3 protein-coding genes are annotated in these 17,711 nt (G+C 72.2%); all 3 read right to left on the reverse strand.

Annotation, left to right across the window (positions count from 1 at the left end):
* Window position 1 precedes the first annotated feature (1 nt).
* Genes ACGFI1_RS23755 through ACGFI1_RS23765 form a run of 3 tightly spaced genes read right to left on the reverse strand, consistent with a single transcriptional unit; the run spans window position 2 to window position 17,682 of the window.
* On the reverse strand, window positions 2–8,677 hold the full coding sequence (locus ACGFI1_RS23755; protein WP_392787920.1) for a non-ribosomal peptide synthetase: 8,676 nt from the start codon (window positions 8,675–8,677) through the stop codon (window positions 2–4).
* A 10-nt stretch (window positions 8,678–8,687) separates the two neighbouring features.
* Complete coding sequence (locus ACGFI1_RS23760) at window positions 8,688–16,451, reverse strand: amino acid adenylation domain-containing protein (protein ID WP_392787922.1); 7,764 nt, start codon at window positions 16,449–16,451, stop codon at window positions 8,688–8,690.
* 43 nt (window positions 16,452–16,494) lie between these two features.
* A complete protein-coding gene (locus ACGFI1_RS23765) occupies window positions 16,495–17,682 on the reverse strand; it encodes an NAD(P)/FAD-dependent oxidoreductase (protein ID WP_392787924.1) in 1,188 nt (395 codons plus the stop codon).
* Window positions 17,683–17,711: the final 29 nt, after the last annotated feature.

Below are 17,711 nucleotides of genomic sequence, written 5' to 3' on the forward strand. Positions count from 1 at the left end.
TTCACTCCTCTACGGTCATCTTGCGCAGGGCGGGGCGACGCGGAGCGGCCGACTTCTCCGACCACGCGGCGAGCGCGGCCACCGTCGGCAGGTCGAAGAACGTGCGGATGGGGATCTCGATCCCGATCTCGGCGCGGGCGCGGCTGATCAGCCGGGTGGCCAGCAGGGAGTGCCCGCCGAGGGCGAAGAAGTCGTCGTCGACGCCGACCTTCTCCAGGCCGAGCACCTCCGCGAACAGCCCGCACAGGGTCCTTTCGCGCGGGCTGCGGGGTTCTCGTCCGGTCGTGGCCGGTGCGTGGCCGGGGGCGGGGAGCGCGGCGCGGTCGAGCTTGCCGTTCGGCGTCGTCGGGAACCCGGTCATGGGCACGATCGCCGAGGGCACCATGTACTCCGGTACGCGCTCCCGGAGGAGGCCCTTCAGCGCCTCAACGTCGAGGTCGTCCGGGGCCGCTCCGCCGGCCGGCACCGCGTACGCGACGAGCCGCTGATCGCCGGGGCGGTCCTCCCGCACGACGGCGACCACCTGCGCGACATCGGGATGCCCGGCGAGCACGTGCTCGATCTCGCCCAGCTCGATCCGGAACCCGCGAATCTTCACTTGGAAGTCGGTACGGCCGATGTACTCCAGCCGTCCGTTGCCGCCGTATCGGACGAGGTCACCGGTGCGGTACATCCGCGCACCGGCTGGGCCGAACGGACACGCCACGAACCGGCCGGACGTCAGCGCCGAACGACCGAAGTATCCCCTGGCCAGCCCGTCACCCGCGATGTACAGCTCGCCCACGGCGCCGCGTGGAGCCGGGAGCAACCGTGCGTCGAGGACGTACACCTGGGTGTTGCCGATCGGCGAACCGATCGCCACACCCGACCCGGTCTCCACGGCCGCCGCCGTCGACCAGATCGTCGTCTCGGTCGGGCCGTAGACGTTCAGCACCTCGGCAGCCTGGTCGGCCAGGGCCTCAGCGAGAGGCACGGGCAGGGCCTCGCCGCCCACCAGCACCCGCAGGCCCTTCGCTGCGTTCGGCTCCTGCATCAGGAGCATCTGCCAGAACGCCGGGGTCGCCTGCACCACGGTGACGCCGTGGCGGCGCATCATCGCTCCGGCCGACAGGTCGGCGGCGGCGTCCTCCTCCCCCGCCAACACGACGGCCGCGCCGGAGATCAGCGGCAGGAACAGCTCCAGTGCCGCGATGTCGAACGAGACCGTCGTGACCGCGAGCAGCCGGTCCTCGGGCGACAGCGGAACCCGCCGGCTCATCGTGGCCAGGAAGTTCTCCAGGGCACCGCGCGAGACTGCTACGCCCTTCGGGTCGCCCGTCGATCCCGACGTGTAGATCACATACGCCGTGCTCTCCGGTGAGACGGCCACCTGCGGCGCCGTGTCCGGGAACTCAGAACACTCCACGTCGCCGTCCAGCACCAGCACCGGATCGGCATCACCGATGATGTAGTCGATCCGCGAACGCGGATGGTCCGGATCGATCGGGACATAAGCCGCTCCGGCCTTGAGCACCGCCAGCAACGCGACCACGAGGTCCACCGAACGCGGCAGGCGGACGGCCACCGGCGACTCGGGGCGTGCGCCCCGAGCGATCAGCCATCCGGCCAGGCGATTCGCTCGCGCGTCCAGCTCCGCGTAGGTCAGGATCACGCGTTCGCCGATGACTGCGGGCGCGTCCGGTGACATCTCGGCCTGCCGGGCGACCGACTCCACCAGGCCCGGCTCCAGCGCCGGCTCGGCGGTGTCGTTCACCTCGTTCAGCAGCCACCGGCGCTCGTCCTCGCCGAGCACGTCGACGTCCGCGAGACGCGTGTCCGGGTCGGTGACGAACTGGCCGAGGACCCGGGTGAACCGGGCGGCGAGGGCGGCCGCCGCCTCGTGGTCGACCAGGTTCTTCTGGTACTGCATGGACAGGTGCAGCCGCGGGCCGGGCACGGCGGTCAGCGTGATCGGGTAATGCGTGCCGGCGAACGGCCGCGCCCCGGTGACGGCGATGCCGTCCGAGGGCGCCGCCTTGTCGAGCGCGTCGGTGTCGACCGGGAACGACTCGAAGAGTACGAGGGTGTCGAACAGCGCGCTCAGCCCGGTGGCCTGCTGGATCTCCGCGAGGCCGTGGTGCTGATGGTCGAGCAGCGCGGCTTGGCGGTCCTGCAGCGCGGTGAGCAGCCCGGCGAACGTGTCCCGCTGGTCGCACCGCACCCGGACGGGGATGGTGTTGATGAACAGCCCGACCATGTCGCCGCCGTCCATGAGCGCGGCCGGGCGTCCCGCCACGGTGGCGCCGAACACGACGTCCGCGCGCCCGACGAGTTCCGCGAGCAGCACGCCCCAGGCACCCTGGACGACGGTGTTGAGGGTGACGCCGAGTTGCGCGGCCCGCCGGGAAAGGCCCTCCACGTCCTCGAAGGCCACCTCGATCTGCGCGAAGCCTTCGGAGTCGTGCCGCGCGCCCGCGTGCGGCACGAGCAGGGTTGGTTCGTCCACACCGTCGAGTTCGGCCGCCCAGGCCCGCACGGCCTCGTCGCGGTCCTGGTGCGCGAGCCACGCCAGGAAGTCGCCGTAGTCGCGCGTGCCGGGCAGATCCGCCGGGTCGCCGTCGGACGCGTAGAGGCCCAGCAGGTCCCGGATCAGCAAGGGCATGGACCAGCCGTCGAACAGCGCGTGATGGGCGGTCACCACGAGTTCGGCCCGGTCCGCCTCCAGCGTGACGAGCGCCAGTCTGATCAGCGGAGGGACGCCGACGTCGAAGTGCGCGGCCCGGTCCTGCGTGAGGAACCGTTCGAACGCCTCATCCGGGCCGGCCTCGCCCGCCTCCGCCGTCAGATCGAGGTGCCGCCACGGCAGGGGCACCGTTTCCGGCACCACCTGCACGATGTCGCCGTCCGCACGGTCGACGAACGCCCCGCGAAGGTTGGCGTAGCGGCCGAGGAGCGCCTGACCGGCGCGCCGCAGCCGCTCCGGCTCGACCTCGCCGGACAGGTGGAACACCCACTGCGTGTGGTACGCGTCGAACGACGTGCCGACCAGCATCGTGTGGAAGAGCATCCCGGACTGCGCGGGGGTCACCGGCCACACTTCGGACAGCCGACCGAACCGGCTCTCCCACGTGTCGATCTCCTCTTGGACGACGCCGGCCAGGGGCGCGTCCGACGGGGTCAGGCCGCCCGCGTCCGGTGCCGCCGCATGCCGGGCCAGGGCGGTCAGCGCCTCGACCCACGCCCCGGCCAGCTCCGACACCTCGCCACGGGACGGCGCACCGGCGGGGAAGGAGAAACCCGCCGACAGTCCGCCGTCGTCGGCGACCACATCGATCTCCACCATCGACCGCACCCGCATGCCGTCGCACGACACGGCCGCCACGTCCCACCCCGTGCCGCGCAGTTCCTCGGGCAGGTCCGCATCGGACGCCCGGCCGTGGAAGACGAAACCGATGCGTGGTTCGCTGCCGTCGGCGGGCTCGGCGGAGGTGTCCGGGGCCGACCGCAGCTGCTCCTTGACGGTCTTGATCGCGCGCCCGGCGGCCGGGCCGCCCGCGAACGCGTCCGCGAGGTCGATCCCGGTCAGGTCCAACCGCGCCGGGAACTCGGCGGTGAACGGCCCGATCGTGCGGGACAGGTCGGCGCCGGGGACCGCGTTCTCCTCCCTGGCCTCGCCCTCCACCCGGACGACCTCCGGGGTCCCCGGCAGGCCGCGCGCCTCGCGCCGGCGGGCCAGTGCCAGTGCCAGGCCGGTGAGGAGGCCGTCGCCGGCACGGGCGCGGAACGCCGAGGGCAGCCGGTCCAGCAGGACCTCGGTGAGGTCCGCCGGCACCCGAACCCGCACCGTCTCCGCGACGTCGGGCTCCCGGCCCAGGTCTCCCGGCTCCTGCCCGCTCTGGATCTGCTTCCACTGCGGCAGTTCCGCGACCTGTCGCGGGTCGGCCGCCTCGTCGCCGAGGGCGTGGGCCCACCGGCGGTACGAGGTCCCCACCCGTGCCAGCACCGGAGTCCCGCCGTCCCGTACCTGCTGCCACGCGAGGATCAGGTCCGTGACGAGGATCCTCCATGAGGCACCGTCCATGACCAGGCGGTGCGCGACCACCAGCAGCCGGTCGGGGCCCGCGTCCGAGGTGAGCCGGACGAACTGCGCCATGACGCCCGCGAACGGGTCCAGCCGGTCCGCTGCGGCGGCGAGTTCGGCGGGCACGTCGGCGGCGCCGCCGCGGACCGTCCGCAGCAGCGCGCCGGCGTCCACGCCACCGGGCGCCTCGATCACCAGGCCGGGTTCGGCCCGATCGAGCCGGGCGCGCAGCACGTCGTGCCGATCCAGCACCGCCTGCACCGCCGTGACCAGGTCCGGTTCGGCGACGTCCTCGGGCAGGGTCAGGACCCTGGCGGTGCAGGCCCGCTCGATGCCGCCGTTGAGGACGAGACCGTGCGCCGCCGGAGGCAGCGGGGCCCATCCGGCGCCGCCCCCCGGCAGCTCGGCCAGCGCCGGGCCCGCCTCCTCGTCGCGTCCCTCGATCAGCTCCGCCAGCCGGGCGACCGTGCGGTGCTCGAAGATCTCCCGAACGGTGACGGCCAGACCACGGGACCTCGCCCGAGCGACGACCTGGACGGAACGGATGCTGTCACCGCCGAGGGCGAAGTAGTCGTTGTCGATGCCGATGCCCTCCAGGCCGAGCACTTCGGAGAACAGGCCGCAGAGCGCCTCCTCCAGCTCGTTGCGCGGCCCCCGGCCGATTGACGCCTGCGTGTGATCCGGCTCAGGCAGCGCTCGCCGGTCGAGCTTGCCGTTGGGGGTGAGGGGGATCTGCGAGAGCGGCACGAGGGTGGCCGGGACCGTGTAGTCGGGGATGCGCTCGCGCAGGTAGCCGGGCAGCTCGGAGAGCAGCGGGCCGATCGTCTTGGCGAGCGCGGGCGTGTTCGCCAGGGCCTTGCCGCCGGTACCGCTGGGGACGTACGCGCCTGTGACGGTCCGGTGTGGGGGCGACAGCACCACGTCGAAACAGCGTGCGTCCTCACCGGACCAGGTGACGATTGCGTCCCGTCCTTGCCCGCACGCCGACAGGCGGAGTTCCTCCGGGTCGACTGCCCCGGACAGCCCGGTCTCTTCGGCGAGGCGTGCGTTGGGTATCCCGGTCACCCGTACGGGGCCGTCCGCCAGGTCTGCGCGGCGGGCTAGGCCGTCGAGTTCGTCCAGGCCGGGCACCTCACGGCCCCACGCCAGCGCCGGTGCGCTTGTCAGGTCGAGGACGTCGGCCGGGTCCTTGTGCAGAACGACCTCATAGCGGTGACGGGTCAGCTCGTTGTGCGCCCTGCCGTTCTTCAGCCGGATGTCCACCGCGACGCCGCGTTCCCGGGCCCAATCGGTGAACCACTGCGGTGCGACCACCAGCTCCCGCTCGGCCAGCACCGCCTTCTCCACCAGCGTCCGCAACTGCTCCTCCGAAGCATGCGGATGCGCTGCACGCTGCACCGCCTCCAGCAGCACCCGATGCGTCACGGCGTTGCGGACATCACCCACCACCACCCGCCCACCCGACGCCAGCAGACCCATGGCCGCGTCCAGCACCCGCTCCAGATAGCCGGCGCTGGGGAAGTACTGGACCACCGAGTTCAACACCACCGTGTCGAAGTGGCCGCCCGGCAGCCCCGAAACGTCGTCGGCCGCCTGCGCGCTCAACCGGACACGATCACCGAACCCCGCCCGCTCCACCTGCCCGCGGACGCGATCCACCACCGTGCCCGAGATATCAGTGCCCCAGTACTCCTGCACCTCACCGACGATCTCCGCCAGCAGGAGACCAGAGCCGACACCGATCTCCAGCACCCGTCGCGGCGCGAAACCCAGCACCCGCGCCACCGCCGCGTCCCGCCACTCCACCATCTCCGCACGCGGAATCGGCTCACCGTCATACGACGACCGCCACAACTGGTAGTCCTCACCCAGTTCCTGGTCATTGGAGGCCGCGTAGCTGTCGTCGTAGACCTGCTGCCATTCGTCGACTTGGACGACGGGATCGGCCAGCGCCTCGTCGGGCGCCGGCACCACGTAGCCGACAAGGCGCTTGTCGCCTTCCTGCTCCTCCCGCACCACGACGGCGGCCTGTGCCACCTGGGGATGTCCGGCGAGCACGTGTTCGATCTCGCCCAGTTCGATGCGGAACCCGCGGACCTTCACCTGGAAGTCGGTACGCCCGATGTACTCCAGCAGGCCGTCCCCGCCGAATCGGACCAAGTCACCGGTGCGATACATCCGCGCACCGGCAGGACCGAACGGACACGCCACGAACCGACCCGACGTCAACGCCGAACGACCGAAGTACCCCCTGGCCAGCCCATCGCCAGCGATGTACAGCTCCCCCGCCACACCACGCGGGACCGGCCGCAACCACGAGTCGAGCGCGTACACCTGGGTGTTGCCGATCGGCGAACCGATCGCCACACCCGACCCGGCCTCCACGACCGCCGCCGTCGACCAGATCGTCGTCTCCGTCGGGCCATAGACGTTCAACACCTCGACCGCCTGGTCAGCCAAAGCGTCGGCCAAGGGCAGGGGCAGGGCCTCGCCGCCCACCAGGACACGCAGCCCCTTCGCGGCGTCCGGCTCCTGCATCAGCACCATCTGCCAGAACGCCGGCGTCGCCTGCACCACCCTCACCCCATGGCGCTTCACAACCGCCACCACAGCCGACGGATCAGCGACGGTCTCCCGCCCCACGAGCACCACAGCCGCACCCGACACCAACGGCAGGAACAGCTCCAGCGCCGCGATGTCGAACGAGACCGTCGTCACCGCCAGCAGCCGATCCTCAGGCGACAACGGAACCCGCCGCCCCATCGTGGCCAGGAAGTTCTCCAGCGCCCCGCGCGAGACCGCCACACCCTTCGGATTGCCGGTCGACCCCGACGTGTAGATCACATACGCCGTGCTCTCCGGGGAGACGCTCACATCCGGCGCCGACTCCGGGCACGCGGCGGTATCAGCGTCCGCCAGCAACTCGGCGTCCAGCACCAGAACCGGGTCAGCGTCTTGGAGGATGTAGTCGATCCGCGAACGCGGGTGATCCGGATCGATCGGCACATAAGCCCCACCGGCCTTCAGCACCGCCAGCAGCGCCACCACAAGATCCACCGACCGCGGCAGACACACCGCCACCAACGACTCTCGGCCCACACCACGATCGATCAGCCAATGCGCCAACCGATTCGCCCGCACCTCCAACTCCCCGAACGACAGCGACGCCGCCTCACCAATGACCGCAGGCGCGTCCGCAGACACCGACGCCCACCGCGCCACCGACCCCACCAAACCCGACTCCAGCACCGGCTCAACGGTGTCGTTCACCCCGTGCAGCAACCACCGACGCTCGTCCTTGTCCAGGACGTCGACGTCCCCGAGACGCATGCCCGGGTCGGCGATCACCTGCCGCAGGACGCGCACGAACCGCTGGACGATGGCGACGGCCGTGGCGTGGTCGAACAGCTCCGTCGCGTACTCCAGCCGTCCGTACACACCGCCGGACTCGTTCGGGATGATGTTGAAGTACAGGTCGAGCTTCGCGGTGCCGGTGCCCGCCGGGACGGGGGTGGCCCGCAGGTCGGGCATTTCGAGCTGCGGCCAGAGGAACTGCCAGGCCAGCATCACCTGGAACAGCGGCTGGTACGAGGTCGAGCGGTCCGGGTTGAGGAGTTCCACCAGCCGCTCGAACGGCAGGTCCTGGTTGTCGTACGCGGCGAGGGCCTTGTCGCGGACCTGCTCGACGAGCTCGCCGAACGACGGGTTCCCCGACAGGTCGGCGCGCAGCACCCAGGTGTTGATGAAGAGCCCGATCAGGTCGGCCAGGGCCTCGTCGGTCCGCCCCTCGATCGGGCTGCCGATCGTGACGTCCTCGTGGGCGCCCAGTTTCCACAGCAGGACCGCCAGCGCGGCCTGCGCGACCATGGGCGGTGTGGCGCCCCGGTCCGCGGCCAGCTTCCCGAGCCGGGCGACCAGTTCCGGTTCCAGTTCGAGATCGACATGGCCGCCGTGGTGGCCGGCCACCGCCGGACGCGGCCGGTCCAGCGGCAGCCGCACCGGCTGCGGCACCCCGTCCAGTTCCCGCCGCCAGTAGTCGAGCTGGGACGTGACGATGCTCTCCGGGTCGTCCTGGTCGCCGAGCAGTTCGCGCTGCCACAGCGTGTAGTCCTTGTACTGGACGGGCAGCGGCTCCCAATCGGGCGCTTCGCCCCGGTGGCGGGCCGAGTACGCCGACATCAGATCCCGGAGGAACGGCGTCATCGACGCCCCGTCCGTGGCGATGTGGTGGAAGACGAACACCAGCACGTGGTCCTGCGGGGAGGTGCGGAAGACGGTCGTCCGCAGAGGAAGGTCGCTGTCCAGGTCGAACCCCTCGCACACGGCCTCGTTCATCGCGGCGTCGATCGCGTCGGCGGCCACGTCGACCACCCGGAACGGGAGGGCCGCTTCCTGCGGGGGCAGGACGCGCTGCTCCGGCGTGCCGTCCTCGTTCTCGACGATCAGGGTGCGCAGGCTCTCGTGCCGGGTCGCGACGTCCGTCACCGCCGCGGCCAGCGCGGCCGTGTCCAGCGGACCTTCGAGACGCAGCGCGAACGGGAAGTTGTAGGTCGCGGACGGGCCTTCCAGACGGTCGAGGAACCACAGCCGCCGCTGGGCGAAGGACAACGGGATCATCGGCGCGCTCCTACACGGTCATCTTGCGCAGCTGGGGGCGGTTCGACGTCTTCAGCTCCGCGAGGCGGGCCGCGAGCTGGGCGACGGTCGGATTGCGGAACACCGTCGCGACCTTCACGTCGAGGTTGAGTTCGTTGCGGATGCGGCCGATCAGGCGGGTGGCCAGCAGCGAGTGGCCGCCGAGCGCGAAGAAGTCGGCGTCGATGCCGATCCTCTCCATCTCGAGGAGTTCGGCGAACAGCCGGCAGAGGACCTCCTCGCGCTCGTCGCGGGGTTCTCGTCCGGTCGTGACCTGGGCGCGGTCCGGGGTGGGGAGCGCGGCGCGGTCGAGCTTGCCGTTCGGCGTCGTCGGGAACCCGGCCATAGGCACGATCGCCGAAGGGATCATGTAGTCCGGCACGCGCTCCCTGAGGAGGCCCGTCACGGCCTCGACGTCCAGCGCTCCGGGGTCGGTGCCGCCCTTCGGCACCACGTACGCGACCAGCCGTTTGTCGCCCCGCCCGTCCTCGCGTGTCACGACGGCGGCCTGCGCCACGTCGGGATGCTGAGCCAGGACGTGTTCGATCTCGCCCAGCTCGATCCGGAACCCTCGGACCTTCACCTGGAAGTCGGTACGCCCGATGTACTCCAGCCGTCCGTCGCCGCCGTATCGGACGAGGTCACCGGTGCGGTACATCCGCGCACCGGCAGGGCCGAACGGGCACGCCACGAACCGTCCGGACGTCAGCGCCGAACGTCCGAAGTACCCCCTGGCCAGCCCATCGCCAGCGATGTACAACTCCCCCGGCACACCACGCGGGACCGGCCGCAGCCCGGAGTCCAGGACGTACACCTGGGTGTTGCCGATCGGCGACCCGATCGCCACACCCGCCCCGGCCTCGACTTCCGCGATCGTTGACCAGATCGTCGTCTCAGTCGGGCCGTAGACGTTCAGCACCTCGGCCGCTTGGTCAGCCAAAGCGTCGGCCAAGGGAGCAGGCAGGGCCTCGCCCCCAACCAGGACACGCAGACCCTTCGCCGCATCCGGCTCCTGCATCAGCACCATCTGCCAGAACGCCGGCGTCGCCTGCACCACCGTGACCTCATGCCGCTTGGCAAGTGCCACCACAGCGGATGGATCGCCGATGATGTCCTTCTCTCCCGCCAGCACCACGGCCGCACCGGAGACCAGCGGCAGATACAGCTCCAGTGCCGCGATGTCGAACGAGACCGTCGTCACCGCCAGCAGCCGGTCCTCGGGCGACAGCGGAACCCGCCGCCCCATCGTGGCCAGGAAGTTCTCCAGCGCGCCCCGCGAGACCGCCACACCCTTCGGATTGCCCGTCGATCCCGACGTGTAGATCACATACGCCGTGTTGTCCGGTGAGGCGGCGGCATCAGGCGCCGACTCCGGGAACCTCGAACAGTCGGCAGCGGCCCAGGTCTGGGCGTCCAGCACCAGCACCGGGTCCGCGTCTTCGAGGATGTAGTCGATCCGCGAACGCGGATGGTCCGGATCGATCGGCACATAAGCCCCACCGACCTTCAGCACCGCCAGCAGCGCCACCACAAGATCCACCGACCGCGGCAGACACACCGCCACCAGCGACTCTCGGCCCACACCACGATCGATCAGCCAACGCGCCAGCCGGTTGGCCCGCACCTCCAACTCCCCGAACGACAGCGACGCCGCCTCGCCAATCACGGCGGGCGCGTCCGGAGAGATCGACGCCCACCGCGCCACCGACCCCACCAAGCCCGGCTCCAGCGCCGGCTCGGCGGTGTCGTTCACCTCATGCAGCAACCACCGGCGCTCGTCCTCGCCGAGCACGTCGACGTCCGCGAGACGCGTGTCCGGGTCCGTGAGCACCTGGTCCAGCACCCGGACGAGCCGCGCGGCGATCACCTCGGCGCCGGCGCGGTCGTAGAGGTTGTTCTGGTAGTCGAGGGAGAGCCGCAGGTAGGGGTCGGAGGAGTTGAGGGTGAGCGGGTAGTGCGAGCCCGCGAACGGCCGGATGCCGTCGATCGTGAACCCGGCCGCGATGTTGGCGTCGACGACGCCCTCGCGGTCGACCGGGTAGTTCTCGAAGACGACGATCGTGTCGAAGAGCGCGGGGAGCCCGGCGCCGCGCTGGATGTCGGCGAGCCCGTAGTAGTGGTGGTCGAGCAGGGCGGTCTGCCGGTCCTGCAGCGCGGTGATGACGTCGCCGACGCCGTCGTCCGGCCCGCAGAGCACCCTGGTCGGCAGGGTGTTAATGAAGAGCCCGACCATCTCCTCCGAGCCGGGGAGCTCCGGCGGACGGCCGTTGACGGCGGCTCCGAATACCACGTCCTGCTGCCCGGTGAGCTTCGCGAGCAGGATCCCCCATGCGCCTTGCAGGAGCGTGTTGAGGGTGACCCCGAGTTCCGCTGCGCGGTGGGCGAGTGCGCGGCCCTTGTCGACCGACAGCGGCACCTCGATCCGCCCGAGGGCGGACGCCGTCTCCTGGGCGGGGGCGCTCGGCGCCACGAGCGTCGGCTGCTCGAAACCGGCGAGTTCGGCGGCCCACCGGGCGGCCGACGCCTCCCGGTCCCGCGTGGCGAGCCACGCCAGGTAGTCGCCGTAGCTGCGGACCGGGCGGAGCTCGTCCGTGCCGGAGTACAGCCGGATCAGGTCCGTGAGCACCAGCGACGACGACCACCCGTCGAACAGCGTGTGGTGGGCCGTGACGATCAGCTTCGCCCGCTGCGGCGTGTAGGTGATCAGGCCGAGGCGCATCAGCGGCGGCCGCAGGGGGTCGAGCGGGTCGGCGCGGTCCTCCGCGAGGTACCGGTCGAGGGCCGCGTCCTGTTCGGCTTCGCCGCGGCCCGTCAGGTCGATGTGGCGCCAGGGCATGTCGACGTGCTCCGGTACGACCTGGACCGGGCCGCCGTCGGCCCCGGCCAGGAACGCGGAGCGCAGGTTCGGGTAGCGGTCGAGCAGGCGCCGCCCGGCGTCCCGCATGCGTTCGGGGTCGACCTGCCCGGTCAGGTGCAGGACGAACTGCATGTGGTAGACGTCGAACGACCCGTCGGCGACCGCGGCCTGGAACTGGATCCCCGCCTGTCCCGGTGCCTGCGGCCAGATGTGGGTCAGCCGGCCGTAGTGCGCCTCCCAGGCGTCGATCTCGTCCTGGCGCACCGGGACCAGCGCGGCGTCGGACGGCGTGAGCCCGCCGATCTCCGGCCGCGCGGCGTACGCGGCCATGCCCGTCAGCACCTCGACCCACAGTTCGGCGAGTTCGGCGGTGCGCTCCCGGGACAGCAGCCCGGTGGGGAACGTGAAGACGGCCTGCAGCCGGGCGCCTTCGGGGCCGTCGGTGGCGACGGCGCCCACCTCCAGGGCGGACAGCGCGGGCAGGTCCGGGTCGGGCACCGGGACGAGCTCGGCGGACCAGCGCGCCGGCCCCCACCCGTCCGCGCGCAGGTGCTCGGGCACGTCGGAGTCGGAGACGCGGCCGAGGTAGTTGAACCCGATCTGCGGCGCCGGGTGGTCGGCGAGCTGCGGGGCGGTCTCCGGGTTCAGGTAGCGCAGCAGCCCGTACCCGACGCCCTTGTCGGGGATCGCGCGCAGCTGCTCCTTCACCAGCTTGACCGCCGTCCCGGCCGCGGCGCCGCCGGCGAGCACGTCGGACACGTCCACGCCGCGCACGTCGACCCGCGCCGGGTACATGCAGGTGAACCAGCCGACCGTCCGGGCGAGGTCGGCCCCGGGGACGACGTCCTCTTCGCGGCCGTGCCCCTCCAGCCGGACCAGGGTCGAGCGGTCGGCGCCGCTCCACCGGTTCACGGCCAAGGCGAGCGCGGCGAGCAGCACATCGGTGCCGGTGCCCCGGTAGGCCGCGGGAAGCCCGGTCAGCACCGCGTCGGTGACGTCGGCGGGCAGCTCCACCCGGACGCTGTCGAGCGTGGACACGACGTCCACCGCCGGGTCGAACGGGCGCTCGCCGAGCGGCGGGTTCGCGGCTTCGAGCATGTCCCGCCAGAACTCCAGCTCCGCCTCCCGCTCCGGGGAGAGCGCCTCGGCCTCCAGCGCCGCGGCCCAGCGGCGGGCGGACGTCCCGACCGCGGGCAGGTCGGGCGTCCGGCCGTCGCGGACCCGCCGCCACGCCTCGGCGAGGTCGGACATGAGGATGCGCCAGGAGACGCCGTCCACCACCAGGTGGTGCAGGACGGCGAGCAGCCTGCCCGGCCCCCGCTCCGGGGCGAACCAAACGAAGCGCGCCATGGTCCCGGCCTCCGGGTCGAGGCTCCCGGTGGCGGCGTCCAGCTCGGCCTTCGCGGTCTCCAGCGTGGACGGGTCGTCCCACCGGCCGTCGCAGGGCACGCGGTGGATCAGGCCGGCCGCCCGCACGGTCCCCGCCGGACGCACGTCGAGGGACGGCTCGTCGCCGCGCACCAGCCGGGCCCGCAGGAGATCGTGCCGGTCGAGGACGGCGTCCAGCGTCGCGGCCAGCCCGTCCGCGTCGATGCCCGCGGGCAGCTCCAGCGCCATCGCCATGGCGAACCGGTCCATCCCGCCGCCGTGCTGGAACACGTGCCGCGCCACCGGCTGCAGCCCCATCGGCCCGACGCCGCCGCTCGCGTCCTCGGCGAGCACGGGCGTCCGGTCCCGGCGCGCGGAGACCGCCTCGGCCAGCCGCGCCGCCGTCCGGCACTCGAAGATCTCCCGGGTGGTGACCTCCAGGCCGCGGGCCCGGGCCCGCGCGACCACCTGGATCGACCGCAGGCTGTCGCCGCCCACGGCGAAGAAGTCGTCGTCGATGCCGACCCGGTCCACCCCGAGCACGTCCGCGTAGGCGGCGGTGATGACCGTCTCGGCCTCGGTGCGCGGCGCCCGGTAGGTCTCGCCCGCGAACTCCGGTTCGGGCAGGGCCGACCGGTCCAGCTTGCCGGTCGGCCCGAGCGGCATCCGGCCGAGGGTCACGAAGGCCGACGGGACCATGTAGTCGGGCAGCCGCGCCGCGACGAACCTGCGCAGCTCGGCGGCCGACGCGCCCGCCATCGCCTCCACGTCGCCGATGCCGCCGGCGCCGTCGTCGCCGACGGCCCCCGCACCGGTGTGCACGACGTAGGCGACGAGCCGCCGCCCGCCCCCGGGCGCCTCCCGGCTGATCACGACCGCCTCGCTGATCCCGGGGTAGCGCGCGCACACCGCCTCGACCTCGGCGGTCTCGATGCGGAAGCCGCGGACCTTCACCTGGCCGTCGACCCTGCCGACGCACTCGAGCCGGCCGCGCGCGTTCCACCGGGCGAGGTCGCCCGTGCGGTACATCCGCTCGCCCGCCGGGCCGAACGGGTTCGCGACGAACCGTTCGGCCGTCATGCCCGGCCGGTCGCGGTAGCCGCGGCCGAGGCACGTCCCGGCGACGTACAGCTCGCCGACCACGCCCTGCGGCACCGGGGCGAGCCCCGGTCCCAGCACGTAGGCGCGCATGTTGCCCAGCGGAGTACCGATCGGCGCGACGTCGTCCTCCGCCCACTCCTCGGACGCCGCGAGGGAGAACGCGGTGGCATAGAAGCTCTCGCTCTGCCCGTAGGAGTTCACGACCTGCACGCCCGGCAGGGCCTCCCGCACCTGCCGCACCAGCCGGGCCGGGAGGATGTCGCCCGCCAGCACGACCGTCCGCACGCCGCTCGTCTTCTCCAGGTGCCCCGTCAGCTCCCCGAGCACGGTGGGGACGGCGCTGATCACGTCGCCGTCCCAGCCGCCCCGCTCCGCGAGCGCGAGCATGTTCGGCACCACCTCGGCCGTGCCGCCGGTGGACAGGGTGGTCAGCAGCTCGAAGACCGAGACGTCGAAGTTCACCGACGTGCCGGACAGCATCCGCCAGCCGGGCGGCGCGTCGAGGACGCGCACCAGTTCCCGCACCCCGTTGACGACGTTGCGGTGGGTGATCGCCGCGCCCTTCGGCGTGCCCGTGGACCCGGACGTGTACATGACGTACGCCAGGTTGTCCGGGCGCAGCGGCGAGGTCCGGTCCGCGTCGTCCGGCGGGCCCTCGGGCGTGTCCCATGCCGCGCGGTGGTCGAGGTTCACGGCGGAGACGTCCGCCGGCGGCAGGTCCCGCCACGTCGCGGTGTCGGTGACCGCGAAGCGCGGGCGCGCCTCGGACAGCACGCTCGCCGCGCGTCCGCCGAGGTACTGCGGGTCCATCGGCAGGTATCCGGCGCCGGACTTGAGGATGCCGAGGAGGCCGGCCACCAGGTCCTCGGTGCGCGGCAGCGCCAGCACCACGAGGTCCTCCGGCCCGGCGCCGCGCCGGATCAGCTCCCACGCGACGGCGTTCGCCCGGGCGTCGAGCTCCCGGTAGGTCAGCGTCCGGCCGTCGCAGACGATCGCCGGGGCGTCCGGCGTCCTCGCGGCCTGGTCCTCGAACAGCTCCGGGACCGTCACCTCGGGCACCGGCGCGGCGGTGTCGTTGAACCGGCGGAGCAACCGGTCCCGCTCGGCGTCGGCGAGCACGTCGACGCCGCCGACGCGGTGCTCCGGCTCGGCCGCGACCCGGCCCAGCACCCGGACGAACCGGGCCGCGATGTCCTCGGCCGTGTCCCTGTCGAACAGGTCGGTGCGGTACTCCAGGCGGCAGGTCGCCCCGCCGGCGCCGTCCGGGAGCATGTCGAAGAACAGGTCGAACTTGGCGGTGCCGGTCTCCAGCCTCTCGTCCCGGACGTCGAGGCCGGGGAACTCCATCGGCGGCACGGGCGGCTGCCAGGCGAGCATGACCTGGAAGAACGGGCTGTAGGCGGTGGACCGGTCGGGGTTCAGCAGCTCCACCAGGCGCTCGAACGGCATCTCCTGGTTGTCGTACGCGGCCAGGGACCGGTCCCGCACCCGCCGGACCAGTTCGAGGAACGTCGGTTCGCCGGAGAGGTCGGCGCGCAGCACCCAGGTGTTGACGAAGAACCCGACGAGGTCGCGCAGCTCGTCGGCGGTGCGTCCCGCGATCGGCGCGCCGATCGGCACGTCGTCGCCGCAGCCGAGGTGGTGGAGGAGGACCGCCAGCGCGGAGTGCATGACCATCGAGATCGTCGCGTCGGCCCGCGCGGCGAGCTTCTCCACGGACGAGAGCAGGCCGGGGTCGATCGAGAACCGGACCATGTCGCCGGCGTGGCTCATCGCCTTCCCGCGCGGCCGGTCGGTGGGAAGGGCGAGCGGCTGCGGCAGGTCGGCGAGGGCCTGCCGCCAGTACTCCAGCTGCCTGGCCCCCAGGCTGGCCGGGTCGGTCTCGTCGCCGAGCACGTCCCGCTGCCACAGCGTGTAGTCCGCGTACTGCACCGGGAGCGGCTCCCACCGCGGGGCCCCGCCCTCCCTGCGGGCCGCGTACGCCGTGAGGAGATCGCGGAACAGGGGGCCGAACGACTCGCCGTCCACGGCGATGTGATGCATCACCAGCACCAGGGTGTGGTCGAGCGGACCGCAGCGGACCAGCCTGGCGCGGATCGGCACGTCGGCGGCCAGGTCGAAGGTCGCGGTGGCCTCGGCGTGGAGCGCGGCGGCCCGCTCCTCCTCCGTCGCGACCTCGGCCACCGGCAGGGCGAACGGCCGCTCGCCGGACGGCAGCACCCGCTGGTGGGGGACGCCCTCGCCGTTCTCGACGATCACCGTGCGGAGGACCTCGTGCCTTTCGACGACGTCGCGGAGCGCCGCCTCCAGCGCGCCGGTGTCCAGCTCACCGGTCAGCCGCAGGGCGAACGCGCCGTTGTAGGTCGCCGACGGCCCGTCGAACCGGTCCACGAACCACAGCCGGCGCTGCGCGAACGACAACGGGATCATTCTGTCTCCAATTCGGCGGGACCGGCGGGAACCGATCCGCCGCTCAGCTCTGGTCGAGCACCGTCAAGAGTTCGGCGTTGTAGAAGTCGTCGAACGAGCAAGCGCCCGACACCGTGGAGAAGTACCGGTCGATCAGCTCCTGGTGGCCGACCAGTTTCCGCAACATCTCGGTCCGCCCTTCGGGCTTGAGCTCGGCCACGTTGAGCACGCCCTGGTAGAGGTCGAGAAAGACGTCGTTCAGGTCGTTCTCGAAACGGTTCATCGCCGCGTCGAGCGCGGCGTCGTCGTGCAGGCCCTGCCCGATGTGGTCCGTGAGCGACTGGGCCTGGAGGAACGCGTCGGTGATCCCGCGGGCGGTGATGGAGTCCTTGTGGTGCAGCGCGTCCCCGAGCAGCACCCATCCGGGCCCGTGGGCCTTCCGGAAGAAGTTCTCCTGGTGGCCCGTGCCGTACATCTGCTCCACGCGCGCGCCGGCCGACATCCGGTCGTACAGCTCGGGCGCCGTCGTGCGGAGGGCTTCGAGGTAGGAGGGCTCCACCGCGGTACGGACCTTGGCGAACTCGTCCTGCGGGAAGTAGGTCATGATCAGCGTGAGGTCGTCGTTGGTGGGGATGGCGACGACCCAGCGCCCGGGCCGCTCGTACAGCTCCATGTGCGCGGGGACCCCGGACCAGTAGCTGTAGTAGACGCAGGTCATCCGCGGGTGCTCGATGACGTTCGGCGCGCGGGTCTTGCGCGCCACCAGCGACCGCATGCCGTCCGCGCCGACGACCAGCCGCGCCCGCTCGGTCGCCTCGGCGCCGCCGGGCGTCGTGTACCGGACGCCCGCGACCCGGCCGCCCTCGTGCAGCAGGTCGGTGACCGCGCAGGACTCCCGGAACTCCGCCCCGGCCGCGGCGGCGCCGCCGGCCAGGATCGGGTCGAGCACGAACCGGCGGGGCGCGTACGTCGTCCGGTGGCCGTCGACCGGCAGGGAGAAGCCGTCCAGCCGGACGCCGGGCCCGTCGTAGCTCTCGTGGTCGATCGGCCGGCAGCCCGCGCGGCGGAGCTCGCCGAGCAGGCCCCACTTGGCGAGGAGCGCCACGCCCGGCTGGTGGATGTAATGCGAGGACAGCGTGTCCTGGGGGAACCGCGCCTTCTCCAGGAGCAGGACGCGGTACCCCTGCCGGGCGAACAACATGGCCGCCGGCGAACCCGCGCAACGGGCACCGATGACAATCACGTCGTACATGGCGCCTCTCCTGAGAAGTGGGCATCGGG

It is taken from the genome of Actinomadura geliboluensis (assembly GCF_043197915.1).
Taxonomy (GTDB): Bacteria; Actinomycetota; Actinomycetes; order Streptosporangiales; family Streptosporangiaceae; genus Spirillospora; species Spirillospora geliboluensis.